This is a genomic window from Massilia sp. P2_C2 (genome assembly GCF_056404615.1).
In genome coordinates this window covers 1-18,981 of sequence record NZ_JBFUDR010000105.1, presented here as the reverse complement: position 1 = coordinate 18,981, position 18,981 = coordinate 1, and the positions used below count along the sequence as shown (strand labels likewise).

At 66.9% G+C, this 18,981-nt stretch carries 13 protein-coding genes; 5 read left to right on the top strand and 8 right to left on the bottom strand.

Translation table 11 applies throughout. The features are described 5' to 3' along the window. The 4 genes from AC1DYX_RS14225 to AC1DYX_RS14210 form a co-directional block, all read right to left on the bottom strand. Positions 1-756: tryptophan halogenase family protein (locus AC1DYX_RS14225; protein WP_477259800.1), on the bottom strand; the 756-nt coding region annotated here is incomplete at its 3' end. Positions 757-872: 116 nt separating this feature from the next. Continuing rightward, positions 873-1,277 carry a hypothetical protein gene (locus AC1DYX_RS14220; protein ID WP_477259797.1) on the bottom strand — a complete coding sequence of 135 codons (405 nt, stop codon included), beginning with the start codon at positions 1,275-1,277 and terminating at the stop codon, positions 873-875. An 86-nt stretch (positions 1,278-1,363) separates the two neighbouring features. Continuing rightward, positions 1,364-1,939 (bottom strand): TerD family protein, encoded by a 576-nt coding sequence (locus AC1DYX_RS14215; protein ID WP_477259796.1) that lies wholly within the window; start codon positions 1,937-1,939, stop codon positions 1,364-1,366. Between the two features lie 46 nt (positions 1,940-1,985). Continuing rightward, complete coding sequence (locus AC1DYX_RS14210; protein ID WP_477259793.1) at positions 1,986-3,026, bottom strand: DUF475 domain-containing protein; 1,041 nt, start codon at positions 3,024-3,026, stop codon at positions 1,986-1,988. Between the two features lie 165 nt (positions 3,027-3,191). Here AC1DYX_RS14210 and AC1DYX_RS14205 point away from each other — a divergent pair, with 165 nt between their 5' ends. The 3 genes from AC1DYX_RS14205 (at position 3,192) to AC1DYX_RS14195 (ending at position 8,263) form a co-directional block, all read left to right on the top strand. After that, on the top strand, positions 3,192-3,611 hold the full coding sequence (locus AC1DYX_RS14205; protein WP_477259791.1) for a divergent PAP2 family protein: 420 nt from the start codon (positions 3,192-3,194) through the stop codon (positions 3,609-3,611). Positions 3,612-3,880: 269 nt separating this feature from the next. Then, positions 3,881-5,047 (top strand): efflux RND transporter periplasmic adaptor subunit, encoded by a 1,167-nt coding sequence (locus AC1DYX_RS14200; RefSeq protein ID WP_477259788.1) that lies wholly within the window; start codon positions 3,881-3,883, stop codon positions 5,045-5,047. A gap of 15 nt (positions 5,048-5,062) precedes the next feature. Further along, a complete protein-coding gene (locus AC1DYX_RS14195; RefSeq protein ID WP_477259786.1) occupies positions 5,063-8,263 on the top strand; it encodes an efflux RND transporter permease subunit in 3,201 nt (1,066 codons plus the stop codon). Between the two features lie 152 nt (positions 8,264-8,415). Here AC1DYX_RS14195 and AC1DYX_RS14190 read toward each other — a convergent pair whose 3' ends face one another. The 4 genes from AC1DYX_RS14190 to AC1DYX_RS14175 all read right to left on the bottom strand — a co-directional run bounded on the left by AC1DYX_RS14190 (position 8,416) and on the right by AC1DYX_RS14175 (position 12,470). Continuing rightward, a complete protein-coding gene (locus AC1DYX_RS14190) occupies positions 8,416-8,850 on the bottom strand; it encodes a hypothetical protein (RefSeq protein WP_477259784.1) in 435 nt (144 codons plus the stop codon). 300 nt (positions 8,851-9,150) lie between these two features. Beyond that, entirely contained in the window at positions 9,151-10,128 is a 978-nt protein-coding gene (locus AC1DYX_RS14185; protein ID WP_477259782.1) for an NAD(P)H-hydrate dehydratase, read from the bottom strand. A 12-nt stretch (positions 10,129-10,140) separates the two neighbouring features. After that, entirely contained in the window at positions 10,141-10,905 is a 765-nt protein-coding gene (locus AC1DYX_RS14180) for a histidine phosphatase family protein (protein ID WP_477259802.1), read from the bottom strand. A gap of 164 nt (positions 10,906-11,069) precedes the next feature. After that, the gene (locus AC1DYX_RS14175) at positions 11,070-12,470 is read right to left on the bottom strand and encodes an L-cystine transporter (RefSeq protein WP_477259780.1); all 1,401 of its coding nucleotides are present in this window, start codon (positions 12,468-12,470) and stop codon (positions 11,070-11,072) included. 215 nt (positions 12,471-12,685) lie between these two features. On the opposite strand from AC1DYX_RS14175, the gene AC1DYX_RS14170 reads away from it, so the two are divergent. Together AC1DYX_RS14170 and AC1DYX_RS14165 are read left to right on the top strand one after the other, a co-directional pair. Next, on the top strand, positions 12,686-18,433 hold the full coding sequence (locus AC1DYX_RS14170; RefSeq protein ID WP_477259778.1) for an alpha-2-macroglobulin family protein: 5,748 nt from the start codon (positions 12,686-12,688) through the stop codon (positions 18,431-18,433). Between the two features lie 14 nt (positions 18,434-18,447). Further along, positions 18,448-18,981: biosynthetic peptidoglycan transglycosylase (locus AC1DYX_RS14165; protein WP_477259776.1), on the top strand; the 534-nt coding region annotated here is incomplete at its 3' end.

The following is an 18,981-nucleotide window of genomic DNA, read 5'->3' as shown; positions in this document are numbered from 1 at the left end:
GGCGCAGGGGACGGCGAGCGCGCTGTTGCAGGGCAGGTGCTCGCTCCAGTCTTCGTAGCCGGCCTTCAGCGTGTCTTCGATCAGCAGGCCGCGGAAGCCCGAGCAGTCGATGAACAGGTCGCCTTCGACCGTGCGGCCGTCGCGCAGGCGCACGCCCGTGACGAAGCCCGATTCCGGATGCTGGTCGACACCCACGATCATGCCCTCGATGCGCGTGGCGCCACGCGCCGTCGCATAGTCGCGCAGGTAGGCGGCGTACAGGCCGGCGTCGAACTGGAAACCGAACGAAAAGGCGTCCGTGACGCCGGGCTGCGTGTTCGCCGGCATCGCGAACTTGTTCTCTCTCGCCATGACGGAGGGCATCGACCAGTTTTCCAGGGCGGGCATCCTGTCGAACGTGCGCGCCAGGCGCAGCCAGTGGTGGTGCGGCGAACCGCCGTTGACGGGTGGCCCGTAGTCGCCGAAACCGTGGAAGAAGCGGTTGCCGACGTGGCCCCAGTCGCGGAACTCGATGCCGAGCTTGAACGTGGCCTGGGTCTTTTTGATGAAGTCCGCGTTGTCGAGCTGGAGGGCGTTGTTGTAGAAACGGATCGTCGGCAGCGTCGCTTCGCCGACGCCGATCGTGCCGATTTCCGGCGATTCCACCAGCACGATCTCGCAGCGCTTGCCGAGCCGCTGGGCCAGCGGGGCCGCGGCCATCCAGCCGGCGGTGCCGCCGCCTACGATGACGATCTTCCGGATGGGGTTTTGTTGCATGTCTATCTCCCGTGTCAGACGCCTTCTTTTCGAGCGTCAATAGCCACAAGAGTGTAGGACACGACGTACGGGACGGCAACAGAAATGTTTGCGCATAACATTCCTGTGGCGTTACGTCACATATTGCTGGGCGCCACCGGGTTCGAGCCGCCGACCACGGCTTTGTCCACGAAGTACTGCGTCTCGCCGAAGCACGACGTGGGGATGCCGACGTGCTGCGTGTACGTCAGCTGCACGCGCTGGCCCATCGCGGCCTGCAGCTGGCGCACGACGTTCTCGTCGCGCACGGTGAAGGCGAAGCGCTCGGGAATCGCGCCGGGCATGCTCGACAGCAGGATCTCGCCTTCCCACGTCTTGCACAACCACCCCTTGTGCGACAGCTTCTGCAGGTAGCCGGCCCGTTCGCCGTCCGAGTACGACCAGTGCAGCACGACCCATGTGTACAGGGCGAACAGCGCCACGGCGGCGATGATCACGGAAACGAGGATGGCGAAGGCGCGGCGGGGCAGGGTCTTGGGCATGGTCAGTGTGTGGGTAGGTAAGGTAACGGGCGTGACGAAGCGCGCCCATTCTGACATGAGCGCCCAGATTGTCAATTAAACCAGACTTAGGCGTTTACCCCGAACGAACGGGCGAGGGGCCCGAGGCCGCCGTTGTAGCCCTGGCCGACGGCGCGGAATTTCCACTCGTTGCCGTAACGGTAGAGTTCGCCGAAGATCATCGCCGTCTCCGTCGAGCTGTCCTCCGACAGGTCGTAGCGGGCGATCTCGCGCTCGCCTTCCGCGTTCAGGCAGCGGATGAAGGCGCGCGCGACCTGGCCGAAGTTCTGGCGGCGCTGGTCGGCCTCGTGGATGGTCACGGCGAATGCGATCTTCTCGATGTCCGGCGGCACGCGCGTGAGGTCAATGAGGATGCGCTCGTCATCGCCTTCGCCCTGGCCCGTGCGGTTGTCGCCGGTGTGCTTGACGGCGCCGTCGCTGGACTGCAGGTTGTTGTAGAAGATGAAGTCGGCATCGCCGCGCACCTTGCCGTCACCGCGCAGCAGGAAGGCGCTGCCGTCGAGGTCGAAGGTGGCGCCGTCGGTCGAGCGCGGGTCCCAGCCGAGGCCGATGACGACCTTCTTGAGGTTCGGATCTTCCTTGGACAGGTTGACGTTGCCGCCTTTCTGCAAGCTGATTGCCATATGCTTTCCTTTCTGTTGAGGGACTACGTTCGCGTGGCCCTGGCCTTCAGGTGGCTGTTTCCAGCGCCTCGCGCTTCTTGTAGCGGATGGACGACCACAGCGATACCAGGATGAAGGCCACGCCGGACAGGCCGGTGAACCATTCGGGAATCTCGTACTCGACGCTGGCGAACATGATCAGCGCCAGGATGCCGATCGCGTAGTGCGCGCCGTGCTCGAGGAAAACGAACTCTTCCAGCGTGCCCTTGTGCACGAGGAATACGGTGAGCGAGCGCACGAACATCGCGCCGATGGCCAGGCCCAGCATGATGATCACGACGTCGTTGGTGATCGCGAAGGCACCGATCACGCCGTCGAAGCTGAACGACGCGTCCAGCACTTCGAGGTACAGGAAGCCGCCGATGCTGCCCTGCGAGATCATCTTGCCGATGGCCGGATCGTGTTCTTCTTCCTCGAGCAGGCCGCTGAACCAGTTCACGCCGACGTACACGAGCACGCCGACGACGCCGGCGATCAGCACGGACAGCTTGCGTTCCGGCGGCACGAGGCTCATGCAGCCGAACGCGGCCAGCAAGGTGAGCAGGATGGCGAGGCCTTCCGAGCCGTAATGCCCCACTTTTTCTTCGATCCAGCCCAGCCAGTGGAGTTCTTTTTCTTCGTCGAACAGGAAGTTGAGGAAGACCAGCAACAGGAACGCGCCGCCGAACGCCGCCACTTCGGCGTGGCGCGACGCCAGGTTGCGGGCGTATTCGTCGGGGTTGGCGGTGGCCATATGCCACACGTCGATGAGGCCCAGGCCGGTCGCCACGGACACGATCAGCAGGGGAAACAGGAGACGCATGCCGAACACGGCCACGAGGATGCCGACCGTGAGGAACAGCTTTTGCCAGAATTCGTTCCAGTTGCGCAGGACGGACGCGTTGACGACCGCGTTGTCGAAGGAGAGCGAGATCTCGAGCACGCCCAGCACGGCCGCGATCCACAGGCCTTGCAGGAGGCCGGCGCTGCCCCCGTGGGCGAAGCCCCACCAGCCGGCCAGCGCCAGCAGGACGGCGGCGACCACGAACGACAACCTGAAATGTTGCATGCATTTCCCCTTGATGAACGCGCATTGACGAAAAAACCACACGTACGCAGTTTAACCGGTTCGCTCACCGGCGGGCGCATCGCATCGTCTGCTCACGCGACAAAGCATCTGCGATAATGCCGCCCGGCGTTACGTCTCCCGTTTTTCAGTCTCATTGGATATCGCATGGATTATTCTTATCTGGTCACCCCGGTGCTGACCTGGCTGGTGGTCGGCCCGATCAAATTTCTCATCAATAGCGCGCGCCAGCGGCGCTGGGCATTCAACCTGGTCGGCAATGGGGGCTTCCCGAGCAACCACAGCGCCACCGTCACGAGCATGGCCACCCTGATCGCCCTGCGCGAAGGCATCGGTCATCCGGCATTCGGCGTGGCCGTCACGCTGTGCTTCATCGTGATGATCGACGCCAACAGCCTGCGCCAGCACGTTGGCCGCCAGGCCGCCGCCATCAACCGCCTGGCCGCGGGCTCGGCCGGCCACACGACGTTGCGCGAACGGATGGGGCATACGCTCGTCGAGATCGGCGGCGGCATCGTCACCGGCATCCTGATGGGCAACCTGGTGTACCACCTGTTCGCCAAATAAACCGCTTCATTCGTCCGGCTGCCGCGCGGTCGGACGCTCTTCTCCGTGGACAGCGTCCACCGGCATTTGCAAATCGACGTATGTACGTTTTGTCGCGCATTTCATACTCGGCCAAACGCATTTCATCCCGCCTATCTGCAGTTCATCCCACCAAAACCGCGCTTTGCCGAAAGGTCAATTGACGCTCATGGCGGCCTCATTGATACTGCCCGCTGACCTTTTACAATCTTATTTTTACAGGTAACGAGTCCAACCTCGGGGGAACAATAATGCTGCGCAAAACTATAATCTTCCTTGCCATTGCTTCCGCACTCAGTGCGTGCGGCAAACACGACAAGGACCCTGCCAAGCCGGACGCGGCCAACATGCAGGCGGATGCGAAGCAGAAGGATGGCAAGGCCGTCCAGCTGCTCGTTTCGCCCGAGGATGTATTGACAGTGCAGAGCAGTGCGCTCGCGAACGGCCCGGTGATCACGGGTTCGATCCAGCCGGAACGCAAGGCCGATTTGCGCGCGGAAGTGTCCGCCGTCGTGTTGCAGGTGCTGAAGGAGAATGGCGACCCGGTCAAGCGCGGCGACGTGCTCGTGAAGCTCGACGAAACGTCGATTCATGACAGCCTGCTGTCGGCCCAGGAAGCCCTGCGTGCCGCCACCCAGGCCCTGGAACAGTCGCAGCGCGCGCTCGCGCGCCTGAAGACGCTGCGCGAGTCCGGCATGACGTCCGCCCAGGCGCTGGACGATGCCGAAGTCCGCCGCAACAGTGCCCAGAGCGAACTCTCGGCCGCCCGTGCCCGCGTCGTGGCCGCCCAGCAGCAGGTGACCCGCACCGTCGTGCGTGCGCCGTTCGATGGCATCGTTTCCGACCGCAAGGTGTCGCCCGGCGACACGGCCGCCATCGGCAAGGAATTGCTGAAGGTGATCGACCCGACGAGCATGCGCTTCGAAGGCCGGGTCTCGGCCGACAAGATCGCCGCCGTCAAGGTCGGCCAGCCCGTCATGTTCCGCGTGAACGGTTATGGCGAGCAAAAATTCACCGGCATTGTCAAGCGCATCGATCCATCGGCCAACGATGTCACGCGCCAGGTCGAGGTGCTCGTCGGCTTTGCCGGCGAGAGCCGGCCGCGCGTGGCGGGCCTGTATGCCGAAGGCCGCATCGACGCCGAGCTGTCGGATGCACTGATGCTGCCCGAGTCCGCCCTCGTGCGTGATGGCGACAAGACCTACACGTGGAAGGTCAAGGGCAATGCCCTGACCAGGGCGGACCTGGCGATGGGCACGCGCGACTCGCGTACCGGCAGCTTCGAGGTCAAGGGCGGACTGGCCGCCGGCGACATGGTGCTGCGTCACCCGAACTCGAGCCTGAAGGATGGCCAGAAGGTCGAGCTGTCCGCCGCCAGGGTGGCCAGCGCCGCCAGCAATCCGGCGGCCGCCAAATAAACCGGGAAATTCGTCATGTTCCTTTCCAATTTCAGTGTCAAGAAGCCCATCGCCACGCTCGTGCTCGTCATCGGCATGATGTGCATGGGCCTGCTCGCGCTCTCCAAGCTGCGCGTGAACCAGAACCCGGACGTCGAAATCCCGATCATCGTGGTCACGATTCCGTATCCGGGGGCGTCACCGGAGACGAGCGAGCGCGAATTGCTCGAGCGTCTCGAAAAGCCGATGCAGGCGATCACCGGCGTCACCGAAATCAACTCGTATGCCAATGAAGGCAGCGCGACGATCGTGCTGCAGTTCGACTTCAAGCGCAACCTGATCGAGGCGTCGGACGACGTGCGCAACGCGATCGCCGGGGTGCGCTACAAGCTGCCGGTCGAGATGCGCGAACCCGTGCTGCGGCGCGTGGATCCATCGGCCCAGCCGATCATGAACCTGGCGCTGTCGTCCACCACCCTGAGCCACGCCGAGATCTCGCGCCTCGCCGAGGACAAGCTGGCGGACCGCCTGCGCGCCATCGACGGCGTCGCCAACGTGCAGGTCAACGGTTCGCTCAGACGCGAACTGTCCGTGCTGCTGCATGCGCAGAAGTTGCGCGAATACAACGTATCGGTCAGCGACGTGACGAACGCACTGTCGCGCCAGAACACGAACGCGCCGGTCGGCAAGGTGCGCAGCGAACTGGACGAGAAGGGCATCCGCCTCGTCGGCCGCATCGAGCATCCGGAAGATTTTTCCCAGATCGTCGTCAAGCGCAACGGCGACACGATCGTGCGCCTGAACCAGGTCGCGGACGTCAAGGACGGCTTCGCCGACATCGACACCTACTCGATGCGCAGCGGTAAGTCCAACGTCGGCATCTCGATCATCCGTTCGCGCGAAGCGTCGACGGTCGGCATCGCGAAGAAAGTGCGCGCGATGGTCGACGAGATCAACAAGGAACTGCCGCAAGGCACCAAGCTGGACGTGACGCGCGACGGCGGCGACGAGGCGCAGCGCAGCCTGAACAACGTGATCGAGTCGCTCGTGTTCGGCGCCGTGCTGACCATCTTCGTCGTGTACGCGTTCCTGAACTCGTGGCGCTCCACGCTGATCACGGCACTGTCGCTGCCGACGTCCGTGCTGGCCGCGTTCATCGCCGTGTGGCTGTGCGGCTTCACCCTGAACTTCATGACGCTGCTCGGCCTGTCGCTGGCGATCGGCGTGCTGATCGACGACGCCATCGTGGTGCGCGAAAACATCGTACGCCACATGGAGAAAGGCGCCGACCGCCGCACGGCCGCGCTCGAAGGCACCGCCGAGATCGGCATGGCCGTCGCCTCGACGACATTCTCCATCATGGCCGTGTTCATTCCGGTCGCGTTCATGCCGGGCATTTCCGGCGAATGGTTCCGGCCGTTCGCACTGACCGTCGCGTGCTCCGTGATCGTGTCGCTGTTCATCTCGTTCACGCTCGACCCGATGCTGTCGGCCTACTGGGGCGATCCGCCGGGCCACCACCACGCGCCGAAGCGCGGCATTGAAAAATACCTGGCGAAGTTCAACATCTGGTTCGACCACCAGGCCAACCGCTACGGCCACGTCATCGCCTGGGCGCTGCACCACCGTCGCTGGATGGCGTTGATTGCCGTCGCCAGTTTCGTCGGCGCCATCGGCCTGCACGTCAAGTTCGGCGGTTCCGCGTTCCTGCCGAAGATGGACGCCGGCCAGATCGCGATCGAAGTGCGGACCCCGGCCTCGTCGTCCGTCGGCTATGCCAGGATGAAAATGGAAGAGGCTGCCGCGCTGGCGCGCAACCTGCCTGAAACGAAGGAGACGAACAGCTCGATCAACTCGGCCGGCGGCCGCATCTACGTCGACATCGGCAAGCGCAGCGAGCGCAAGCGCACGGCGGCCGAGATCGCCGTCGAGCTGCGCCAGAAGATCGCGCGCCTGGTCGGCGCCGAATACACGGTCACGGACGACCTGAACGGCAACGGCAAGCCCGTGCAGATCGCATTCACCGGTCCCGATTCGCGCAAGCTGATGGAGCTGACCAATGCGTACATGGACAAGTTGCGCCAGGTGAAGGGCGCCGTCGACGTCTCGCTGTCGCAGCAGGATCCGAAGGACGAGCTGCAGATCGAGCTCGACCGCGGTCTCGCCAACATGATGGGCATCTCGGTCGGCGACGCCGCCAGCGCGCTGCGTGTCGCTTTCGCCGGCATCGAGGTCGGCGACTGGGTCGACCCGACCGGCGAGACCCGCGACGTGGCCGTGCGCCTGGCCCCGCAGGACCGGGTGGGCGCCGAGAACATCGAACGCCTGCCGATCGCCGTCAGCGGCACCAACACGATGGTGCCGCTCGACCAGATCGCGAAGATCACGATGGGCAAGGGGCCGTCGGCGATCGAGCACAAGGACGGCAAGCGCGTCATCACCGTGTCGGCCAACGTCGAGGGCCGCTCGAACGGTGACGTCACGAAAGAGGCGATGGATCTGGCCAAGACCATGGACTTTCCGCCGGGCTACGGCCTGTCGCTGGGGGGCGCCGGCAAGGATCAGGCCGAGGTCTTCACGCAGATGACGATCGCGCTGGTCTCGGGCATCGGCCTGATGTACCTGATCCTCGTGATGCAGTTCGGCTCGTTCACGGCACCGCTGAGCGTGATGCTGTCGCTGCCGCTGTCGCTGATCGGCGTCGTCCTCGCGCTGATTCTCACGCAAGGCACGCTGAACCTGATGAGTTTCATCGGTATCATCATGCTGATGGGTCTCGTGGCGAAGAACGCGATCCTGCTGCTCGACGCCGCGCGCACCCGCGAAGCGGAAGGCATGGACCGCGAAGAAGCGCTCATGGCTGCCGGCCGCGCCCGCCTGCGCCCGATCCTGATGACGACGTTTGCGCTGATCGCCGGCATGTTCCCGGTCGCGCTGGCCCTGGGCGATTCCGGCCAGTTCTACCAGCCGCTGGCGATCGCGATCATCGGCGGCACGATCACGTCGACGATGCTGACCTTGCTCGTCGTCCCGACCTTCTACGACAGCATCGAGATCGCCCGCGACCGCATGGTGGCCAAGTTCCACCGCCGCGCGGCCCGCTTCACGGCGGTGCCGGCGTTCGTGATGACCTTCGTCGAAGCGATCCTTGCGCTGGTGCTCGTGCGCCTCGTGTACCGCCTGATCGTGAAGGCCGGTCGCCTCGCGCTCGGCCGGGAGCGTCCGGCGACGGTGTGATGGTGGGATGCCGGCCGCGGCCGGCATGAGACGACAAGGGCCTGCATGTGCAGGCCCTTTTCTATTGTAGGGGGGCATGAAATGCGAGCCCACGCGGAAGCCAACATGATGCGGGCGTCACGCGTGGGCACGGCGTGCCCACCCTACTGCGATCAGCGGCCGGTCTGGCCCGACGACGTGCCGGTACCCGACGTGTCGCTGCCGGTCGTGCCCGACGTGCCGGACGTGCCCGACGACCCGGTGCCGGTCGTGCCGGTTGCGCCGGTACCGGTCGTGCCGGTTGCGCCCGTGCCGGTGGTGCCGGTGCCCGTAGCGCCCGTGCCGGTGTCGCCGGTGGTGCCCGTCGCGCCGGTGGTGCCGCCCGTGGTGCCGGTGGTACCGGTTGCGCCGGTGCCGGTGGTGTCACCCGTCGTGCCCGTACCGGTCGTCCCGGTCGTGCCGCTGGTGCCGGTGCTGCTGCTCGGCGCGGTGGCCGACGTCTCGCCGGTACCGGTCGTGCTGGTGGTGTCGTTCTTCTTGCAAGCGGCGAGGCTTGCCATCAGGGCTGCAGCAAACAGAATTTTCGATGCGTTGTTAAGAGCTTTCATTTGTTTTACTCCTCGTTCACGTCTATCGTTTGCCGCCGTCTCCAGAGGTGAGGCGCTGGAGGCTCGGCAGCGGCTTTGGGTTCCCGATGGACCGACAGGCCCACACGCGAACCATCAGGGAACCGACGCAATACGCGGCCCCGGTGGAGTACGAATCCGACAGACAGGATTAGACCGGCATCGCGCCGGCCGGTTCGTCGGATTGCACTCCTTCTGCTTGATGAAACGCCGGAGGCCCGTGCACGAGGCTGGTGCCTTGTGTTCCTGGCCATCCGAAGTTCCCATATAAGAGCCGAACCGTCATCGTTCAACCCTCTTTCCCCCGGCGAAGCTGCCGGATGGTCGTGATGCCGCGTCGGCGCAGTCGCCGGCGGCCTGTTCGAGCAGCGCGGGAATGTCGTCGCACAATTCCCGCGCCAGGTAACCCAGTCTGCCCAGGCGTTCGGCCAGGCGCTCGCCCGCGCGCGCATGCAGCGCGACGCCCCAGGCGGCGGCCTGCGCGAGCCCGGCGCCGCGCGCCGCCAACCCGGCGATGATGCCGGCGAGCACGTCACCCGAGCCGGACGTGGCCAGGCCGACGTTGCCCCCTTCGTGCTGCCAGCGCTCGCCGCCCGGCGTCGCGATGATGGTGCGTGCGCCCTTGAGCGCGACGACGGCGTTCCAGCGTTGCGCGGCCTCCAGCGCATGGCGTTCCGGCGCCGCGCCGATCTCGTCCTTGGCGATGTCCGTCAGGTGCGCCATCTCGCCCGCGTGCGGCGTCAGCAGGACGGGCACGTCGAAGCGGAACGGTGGTGCGCCGTCCGGCGGATGCACGACCGCGCCCATCGCCTCGGCATCCAGCACGACCTGCGTGGCGCTGCCGGCAAGGTGCGGTAGCAGCGCGTGGACGAGGCGGGCCGTCGCGGCTTCGTCGCGCATGCCGGGGCCGATCAGGATGGCGCTGATCTTGTCGGCCAGCGGATCGAGCGCGGCCACCGCTTCGACCGCGAAGCCGCCGGCGTCGTTCTCGGCCAGCCCCAGCACGCGCGATTCGGGGATCGCCAGCGCGACCAGCTGGGCCACGCTGCGTCCGGTGGCGATGGTGAGCTTGCCGGCCCCCGCGCGCAGCGCCGCGGTGGCGGCGAGGATCACGGCGCCGGGCATCTCGCGCGAGCCGCCGAGGATCAGCACGTGGCCGCGATCTTCCTTGTCGGCATCGTCCGAAGGCACGGGCAGCGGCCAGGCACGCAGCAGGCTCATGTCGACGTCGCGCGGGCGGGCAGGGGTATGCAGCGTCATGGTGGCGAAACCTCAGGCCTTGGCAGCGGTGGGTTGGTCTTTGGCGACGGTCACCGGGGTACCGCTGGCTTCCAGCGGGGCGACGAAATTGACCAGGCGGGCGGCCAGCTTGCCGCGCTTGCCCAGCGTGGGATCGAAGACGTATGAGGTGACGGAGCAGTTCGGCACGTCGCCGGCGCGGTCCTGCGCGAGGATCGCCGCCTCGTCCATCCGTTCGATCAGGTAGCGGAAGCAGTTGACGATGACCTGGTGCGCGACGATCAGCACGCGCTCGCGTGGATACTCGCGTGTGATCGTGTCGAGCACGCTGCGCAGGCGCAGGATCACGTCGCACCAGCTCTCGCCGCCCGGCGGGCGGAAATAGAACTTGCCGACGTGGTGGCGTTGTTCATGCAGCTCCGGGTATTTCTCGGCGATGCCGCGCACCGTCAGGCGGTCGAGGATGCCGAATTCCTTTTCGCGCAGCCGTTCGTCGGCATGCACGGCGAGCAGGTCGTCACGATTCAGTCCCTGCATCAGGATGTTGGCGGTCTCGGCCGCGCGCACGTACGGGGAATGCAGTACGACGTTCGGCTGGCCGTCAGGAGGCAGCGCGGCGAACCAGCCCGACAATGCCTGCGACTGGCGTACGCCCAGCTCGGACAGGGGCACGTCGACATCGCGCTCGGCGATGTCGATGCGGAGGCCCGCCGCAGCCTCGGCGGCATCGCGCGCGACATTGCCGGCGCTTTGCCCGTGCCTGACGAGCCAGATTTCCTGGGGCCACTTCTGATCCATCATCAGACCGTTTGTGATTTTGACATGGCAAGATCATAGACGGATTCGGCAAGACTTCCGCGCACGATTCCGGACGAAAATGTGTGCCGAAACGACGTGTAGGCGCGGTCTTACGAGGCCCGTTCCGAGGCACTTACATGTTGCGGCCACCGGGCCGCGGCGGGTCACGCCACCTGTTCCTCACTGTCCAGGTTGACCTCGGCATCGCTGTCGAACACGCGCATGTCGGTCTGGCCCAGCACGCGGCTGGCGAACGTACCGGCCGTGATGGAGCCGCTGACGTTGAGCGCGGTGCGGCCCATGTCGATCAGTGGCTCGATGGAAATCAGCAGGCCGGCCAGCGCGACGGGCAGGTTCAGCGCCGACAGCACGATGAGCGCCGCGAACGTGGCGCCGCCGCCCACGCCGGCCACGCCGACGGAGCCGATCGTGACGATGCCGACGAGGGGCAGCAGGAAGCTGCTCGTGAACGGATCGATGCCGACGGTCGGCGCGATCATGACCGCCAGCATCGCCGGATAGATGCCGGCGCAGCCGTTCTGGCCCATCATCGAGCCGAACGACGCGGCGAAGTTGGCGATCCCTTCCGGCGTGCCGAGGCGCGTGGTCTGCGTCTGCACGCTCATCGGGATGGAGCCGGCCGACGTGCGCGACGTGAAGGCGAACGCGAGCACGGGGAAGATCTTCTTCACATAGCGGCCCGGGTTCAGGCCGACGGCCGTGATGACAGCCAGGTGTACGCAGAACATCAGGATCAGCGCGCTGTACGACGCCATCACGAAGCCGATCAGCTTGAGGATGTCCTGCAGGCTGGAACTGGCCAGCACCTGGGTGATCAGGGCGAACACGCCGAACGGCGTCAGGCGCAGCACGAGCGTCACCATGCGCATCACGATCACGTGGGCGACGTGGATGAATTCGCTGAACTTCTCGAACACCTCCGGCTTCTTGCCCGCGATGCCCGTGGCGGACACGCCGATGAAGATCGAGAACAGCACGACGGCGATCGTCGACGTCTTGCGCGCGCCCGTCATGTCGAGGAATGGATTTTCCGGAATGAATGACAGTATCATCGTGGGCAACGACACGTCCTGCGCGGTCGCCAGCTTGCCTTCGAGATAGTGCCCACGTGCGATCTCGGCCGCGCTCGACGTCAGGCCGACGGCGGACAGGCCGTACAGCTTTGCCATCAGGATGCCGATCGAGGCCGCGATGGCCGTCGTCGCCATCAGCGTGACTATCGTCAGCGCGCTGATCTTGCCGAGCGACGAGGCGTCGCGCAGCTTGAGGATGGCCTGGATGATCGACACCATGATCAGCGGCATGATGATCATCTGCAGCAGCTTCACATAGCCGGTGCCCACGATGTCGAGGTAGGCGTTCGTCTGTGCGATGACGGGCGAGGCGTTGCCGTGGAACGCCTGGAACGCGGCGCCCAGCACGATGCCGAGGCCGAGGCCGGTGAACACGCGTTTGGTGAACGACAGGTGGCGTTGCTGCATGACATACAGCAGCCCGCAGCCGGCCAGGGCGATGGCCAGGTTCAGGATCAGGGGAAGACTCATGGTTTCCTCGTTTCGTTGCCTGCGTGCCTTATATGCGCACAGGAAATATAAGGAACGCATTCTATATCCAATCATGCAGGTTTGCATGACAGCCAATGGGTGGCCAACACCTGGCCAACACTTGGCCAGGGGCATGCGATTACAAAAGTTAAATGTTGTTGACAGAGCAACCCGAGTTTGGAACACTCAGCCGTTGTCATCCCCAGGGAGATCCCATGTCGATCGTGCGCCGCGTGTTGTGCCTCGTGTTGTTGTGCTGCTGGTCGAGCGCGTGGGCGCAGACCACGGTGTCGTCGTTTTCTCCGGAAGGCCAGGTCAGGCGCGTGCGCCAGGCCGTGGCGCGCTTCTCGCAGCCGATGGTGGCGTTCGGCGACCTGCGCGCCGAGACACCATTCGACGTCGATTGCGCCGTGCCCGGCAGCGGACGCTGGGTCGACGCGCAGACGTGGAGCTACGATTTCGAGCGCGACCTGCCGGGTGCGACGGCCTGCCGCTTCACCCTCAAGCCGAATGCGCACGACCTGGCCGGGCAGCCGCTCGCGGGACGGCGCGCATACGGCGTCGCCACCGGCGGCCCGGCCGTGTTGAAATCGCTGCCGAATGAAGGCGAGTCCGGCATCGACGAGCAGCAGGCTTTCGTGCTGGCGCTGTCCGCGCCCGCGACGGACGACAGCATCCTGAAGCAGGCATGGTGCCGCGCCGACGGCGTCAATGAAAAGATCGGCGTCTCCTTGCTGAAGGGCGACGAGCGCCTGCAGGCTTTGCTGCACGATCACTGGTTCGTGGGCCAGGCCGCGGCGGCGGACAAGGGCGAGGGCGATGCCTGGTCGTACTCGGAAGCGAAACTGCGCGCCGATGAGAAGGCCGGCCGCCTGCGCCGCCTCGTCGTGCTGCAATGCCGCCGCACGCTGCCGGCGAGTACGGAAGTGGCCCTCGTCTGGGGCGCCGGCGTGGCCGCGCCGAACGGCATCGCGACCGACCAGGACCAGACCCTGAAATTCAAGACCCGTGCCGACTTCACGGCCCGCTTCAACTGCGACAAGGTCAACGCCCGCGCGCAATGCATCCCGTTCCTGCCGATGCGCGTCGACTTCAGCGCACCCGTGCGCGCGGCCGACGCCGCGAAGATTGTCGTGGAAGGCCCGGGAGGCAAGCGCTGGCCCGCGCGCCTGGACCAGGAGGGCGACCGGGTGCCGGACCTCGTCAGCCAGGTCGCCGTGCCCGGCCCCTTTCCGGAACAGGCGCGGCTGACCCTGCACCTGCCCGCCGGCCTGCGCGACGATGCGGGCCGGCCCCTCGTCAACGCTGGCCGTTTCCCGCTGCCGGTGCGCACCGGCGAGCAGCCGCCGCTCGTCAAGTTCGCGGCACCGTTCGGCATCATCGAGGCGAACGGCGACCGCATGCTGCCCGTCACCGTGCGCAACGTCGAGGCGCAACTGGGCGGCCGCATGCACACGAACGGCGCGGCGCTGCGCCTGGACCCGGGCCGCGCGGCCGACGTGCTCGCGTGGATGCGCAGGATGGCCGGCCCGTATGGCGGCCTGAATCCCGTCCAGCCGGAAGGCAAGCAGCTGGAGGCCTCGATCTTCAACGGGGTGAAGCAGGACGCGCTGCAGCGCTTCACGCTGCCGAAACCGAACGGCCGGCGCGCGTTCGAAGTGATCGGCATCCCGCTGCGCCAGCCGGGCTTCTATGCCGTCGAACTGGAAAGCCCGCGCCTGGGCGCCGCCCTGAATGAAAAAGGCCGCAAGGCCTATGTGCGCGGCGCAGCGCTCGTCACCAACATGGCGGCGCACTTCAAGCTCGGCGCGCAATCGTCGCTCGTGTGGGTGACGTCGCTCGACAAGGGCCAGCCCGTGGCGGGCGCGCGCGTGGAAGTGCGCGACTGCGGCGGGCGCAAGCTGTGGAGCGGCACGAGCGACGCGGCCGGCATCGCGCGCATCCGCCAGGCGCTGCCGCATGCACGCTGCAAGGAAGGCGACATCTATTTCGTCACGGCTGCGCGCGGCGGCGACTTCACGTTCACGCTGTCCGACTGGCAGCAGGGCATCGAGGCCTGGCGCTTCAATCTCCCCACCGGCAACCGCGACGAGGACAGCCGCACCGTCGCCACCGTGTTCGACCGCACCTTGCTGSGCGCAGGCGAGACGGTCCACATGAAGCACTTCCTGCGTCGCCGCACGCAGCAGGGCTTCGCGTTCGTGCGCGCGGGCGAGCCGGTGCCGGCGCGTGTGCGCGACTGGCGTGCACGGGAACTCGGCACGGACAAGGCGGCGCTGCCGGAGCGCGGCTTCCTCGTCCACCAGGGTAGCGGCGAGAAGGTGGAATTCCCGCTGCGCTGGGAGGCGAACGGCAGCACCCAGGGCGAGTGGGCGATCCCCAGGGAAGCGAAGCTCGGCCTGTACGAAGTGCTGATCGGCGGCCAGTCCGCCGGCGAGTTCCGCGTCGAGCAATTCCGCGTGCCGACGATGAAGGCCCAGCTGGCGGGACCGAAGCAGCCGGCCGTGGCGCCGCAGGCAGTCACGCTCGATGCGCAGGTGAGCTACCTGTCCGGCGGTCCGGCAGGTATGGCTCCGGTGAAACTGCGCAGCGTCGTGCAGGACACCGCCGTGCAGTTCGCGGACTACGACGACTACGCGCTGGGTGCGGGCGATGTGCGCGAGGGCATCGTCGACCAGGGCGGGGGCATTGATGACGACGGCGAGGAGACGGAAGGCGCGCCCGGCCAGGACGTCGCGCGCACGCAGGCGCTTCAGCTGGACCGCGCCGGCGGCGCCCGCATCGTCGTCGACAAGCTCCCGCAGCTCGAGCGCCCGAAAAGCCTGCTGGCCGAACTGTCCTATCAGGACGCGAACGGCGAGACGCTGACCGTGTCCACGCACGTGCCGCTATGGCCTTCCGCCTACGTGGTCGGCATCAAGCCGGACGGCTGGCTGTTGCGGCGCGATGCGCTGAAGTTCCAGGCCGTCGTGCTGGATGTGACGGGCAAGCCCGTCGCGAACGTGCCGGTGACGGTCGACATCCTGAAGCGCATGACGTATTCGCACCGGCGCCGCCTCGTCGGCGGCTTTTACGCGTATGAGAACAGCAGCGAGATCAAGCGGGTGGGCGAGGCCTGCAGCGGCACGACGGATGCGCGCGGCCTGCTGCTGTGCGACGCGCGCGCGCCGGAAGAGGGCGACCTGATCCTGCGGGCCCGCGCCACCGATCCGCAACAGCGCGTGGCGGCCACGCACCGCGAAGTCTATGTGGCGGGCGATGAGGAGCAATGGTTCGCGCACGCGGACCACGACCGCATCGACCTGCTGCCCGCGCAGAAGCGCTACGAGCCGGGCGAGCAGGCACGCTTCCAGGTGCGCAGTCCGTTCCGCCGCGCGACGGTGCTCGTCACGGTCGAACGCGAAGGCATCCTCGACACGTATGTGCGGCAGGTGTCCGGACGCGACCAGACGATCGCGATCCCCGTGAAAGCCAGCTATGCGCCGAACGTGTTCGTATCGGCTCTCGTCGTGAGGGGCCGCGTGACCGGCGTACAACCGACGGCGCTCGTGGACCTCGGCAAGCCGGCCTATAAACTCGGCATCGCGCCCATCCGAGTGGGCTGGCGCAGCCATGAACTGAAGGTCGACGTCGCGGCCGACAAGCCGGTCTACAAGGTGCGCGAGCATGCCCAGGTCACGATCCGCGTGCGCGCACCGGACGGCACCCGCCCGGCCGCCGGCACGGAAGTCGCCGTGGCCGCCGTCGACGCGGGTCTGCTGGAACTGATGCCCAACACGAGCTGGAATCTGCTCGAGACGATGATGCGCGAACGCAGCCTGCAGGTGGAAACGTCCACCGCGCAGATGCAGGTGGTGGGCAAGCGCCACTTCGGCCGCAAGGCGTTCCCGCATGGCGGTGGCGGCGGACGCAGCGCCGGGCGCGAACTGTTCGAGACACTGCTGCTGTGGAAGGGCAAGGTCGTCGTGGATGCGAACGGCGAGGCGCATGTCGAGGTGCCGTTGAACGATTCCTTGACGTCGTTCCGCATCGTCGCCGTCGCCAGCAGCGGCGTGGGGATGTTCGGCACGGGCGGCACGGATATCCGCACCTCGCAGGACCTGATGCTCGTCTCCGGCCTGCCGCCGCAGGTGCGCGAGGGCGACCGCCTGCGCGCGGGTTTTACGGTGCGTAATGCTTCCGACCGCAAGCTCGCCGCGCGGCTGGATGCGGCCGTCACGGCGGATGCCGGCAAGGCGCAGGCACTGCCGCGCCAGGACGTCGCGCTGGCCCCGGGGGAGGCGCGCGAGATCGGCTGGGACTATACCGTGCCGGCCGGCGCGAAAACCCTGCAATGGGACGTGGTCGGCGCCGAGGCAGGCGAGAACAAGGGTGCCTCCGACCGCATGCGCATCACGCAGCAGGCGAGTGCCGCCGTGCCCGTACGCACCCTGCAGGCGACGCTCGTGCAGATCGACGGCACGCAGACGATCCCCGTCGAGCGTCCGACGGATGCGCTGCCGGGCCGCGGCGGCATCCGCACCACGTTGCAGGCGCGCCTGGGCAGCGAACTGCCCGGCGTGCGCGACTACATGAGCGCGTATCCGTATTCCTGCTTCGAGCAGCGCACGTCGCGCGCGGTGGCGCTGCAGGACCCTACGATGTGGGAGAACATCGTCGCGACGCTTCCTTCCCACCTCGACGGCGACGGCCTCGTCAAGTATTTCGCACCGATGCAGGAGGGTAGCGACGTGCTCACGGCCTACGTGCTGTCCGTGACGAACGAGGCCGGCTACGCCATCCCGGACGAGCTGCGCGGCCGCATGGAAGCCGGACTCGCCGCGTTCGTGGAAGGGAAGGTCGTGCGCGGGAATATGCGGGCGACGGGCGAACTGGCGGTACGCAAGCTCGCCGCGCTGGAAGCCCTGTCGCGCGGCGGGAACGTGCAGCCGGCCATGCTCGAATCGATCGACGTCCAGCCGAACCTGTGGCCCACGTCCGCCGTCATCGACTGGTATCTCGTCCTCAAGCGCACGCCGGCCCTGCCCAGGCGCGACGAGCACCTGGCGCAGGCCGGCCAGATCCTGCGCGCGCGCCTGAACCTGCAGGGCACGACGCTGGGCTTTTCGACGGAGCGCGCGGACGGCTGGTGGTGGCTCATGACGTCGCCCGACGTCAATGCCAACCGGCTGCTGCTGGCGACCCTGGACGATCCGGCCTGGAAGGTCGATGCGGGCCGCCTCGCGCGCGGCACCCTCGGCCGCCAGCACCGTGGGCACTGGGACACGACGACGGCCAATGCCTGGGGCGTCGTCGCGCTGAAGCGTTTTTCCGAGACCTATGAGCGCGAGCCGGTGACGGGCCAGGCGAACCTGGTGGTGACGGGTGCCGACGGCAAGCCGGTCAGCTGGACCGGCACGATCCCGGCCGACAAGCCGGCGACCGTGCTGCAGGCCTGGCCGCAGGGACGCGGCACGCTCACGCTGCGCCAGCTCGGCGGCGGCAAGCCGTGGGYGACCGTGCAGAGCCTGGCCGCCGTGCCGCTGGCGGCGCCGCTGTCGTCCGGCTACCGCATCGCGCGCATCGTCACGCCGGTCGAGCAAAAGGTGAAGGGTGCGTGGTCGCGCGGCGACGTCTACCGCGTCCACCTCGACATCGACGCGCAGTCCGACATGACGTGGGTCGTCGTCGACGACCCGATCCCGGCCGGCGCCAGCGTGCTCGGCTCCGGGCTCGGACGCGATTCGCAGATCGCCACGGCCGGCGAGCGCCGCACCGGCTGGACGTGGCCGGCGTTCGAGGAGCGCATGCACACGGGCTATCGCGCCTACTACGAGTTCGTGCCGAAGGGCCGCTTCACCGTCGAGTACACGGTGCGCCTGAACAACGAGGGCCGCTTCGCGCTGCCGCCCACGCGCGTCGAGGCGATGTACGCGCCGGAGATGTTCGGCGAGGTGCCGAATGGCGGCGTGACGGTGCAATGAAGGTGAGAGCGTACGTGACGTGGGTCCTGCTGCTGGCGGTCGTGCCGGCATGGGCCTTTGTTCCGACGCCGGCGCAAGTGAAGGCCGCGTGGCGCCCGTCCGACACGACGTTGCTGGACCGCCGCGGCGAGATCGTCGATACGGTGCGCGTCGACATGACGGTCCGGCGCCTGGCCTGGGTGGCGCTGGACGACATCTCGCCCGCGCTCGGCCGCGCCGTGCTGCAGGCCGAGGACCAGCGCTTCATGGAACACGGCGGCGTCGATTTGCAGGCCATCGGCGCCGCCGCGTGGGACAACCTGTTCGGCGATGGGAAGAAGCGCACGCGCGGCGCTTCCACGATCACGATGCAGCTCGCCGGCCTGCTCGACCCGAAACTGGCGCCGCGCGCGTCGGGCCGCACGTGGGCCAGTAAATGGGACCAGGCGCTGGCGGCGCGCGAGCTGGAGGCCGGCTGGAGCAAGCGCCAGATCCTCGAAGCCTACTTGAACCTGGCCAGTTATCGCGGCGAGCTGCAGGGCATCGCCGCGGCGGCGCGCGGGCTGTTC

What these genes read in the sequence shown, in the direction of transcription:
- AC1DYX_RS14220 (WP_477259797.1), bottom strand. Translation starts at nt 1,277, where the DNA reads ATGCCCAAGACCCTGCCCCGCCGCGCCTTCGCCATCCTCGTTTCCGTG.
- AC1DYX_RS14215 (WP_477259796.1), bottom strand. Translation starts at nt 1,939, where the DNA reads ATGGCAATCAGCTTGCAGAAAGGCGGCAACGTCAACCTGTCCAAGGAA.
- AC1DYX_RS14210 (WP_477259793.1), bottom strand. Translation starts at nt 3,026, where the DNA reads ATGCAACATTTCAGGTTGTCGTTCGTGGTCGCCGCCGTCCTGCTGGCG.
- AC1DYX_RS14205 (WP_477259791.1), top strand. Translation starts at nt 3,192, where the DNA reads ATGGATTATTCTTATCTGGTCACCCCGGTGCTGACCTGGCTGGTGGTC.
- AC1DYX_RS14200 (WP_477259788.1), top strand. Translation starts at nt 3,881, where the DNA reads ATGCTGCGCAAAACTATAATCTTCCTTGCCATTGCTTCCGCACTCAGT.
- AC1DYX_RS14195 (WP_477259786.1), top strand. Translation starts at nt 5,063, where the DNA reads ATGTTCCTTTCCAATTTCAGTGTCAAGAAGCCCATCGCCACGCTCGTG.
- AC1DYX_RS14190 (WP_477259784.1), bottom strand. Translation starts at nt 8,850, where the DNA reads ATGAAAGCTCTTAACAACGCATCGAAAATTCTGTTTGCTGCAGCCCTG.
- AC1DYX_RS14185 (WP_477259782.1), bottom strand. Translation starts at nt 10,128, where the DNA reads ATGACGCTGCATACCCCTGCCCGCCCGCGCGACGTCGACATGAGCCTG.
- AC1DYX_RS14180 (WP_477259802.1), bottom strand. Translation starts at nt 10,905, where the DNA reads ATGGATCAGAAGTGGCCCCAGGAAATCTGGCTCGTCAGGCACGGGCAA.
- AC1DYX_RS14175 (WP_477259780.1), bottom strand. Translation starts at nt 12,470, where the DNA reads ATGAGTCTTCCCCTGATCCTGAACCTGGCCATCGCCCTGGCCGGCTGC.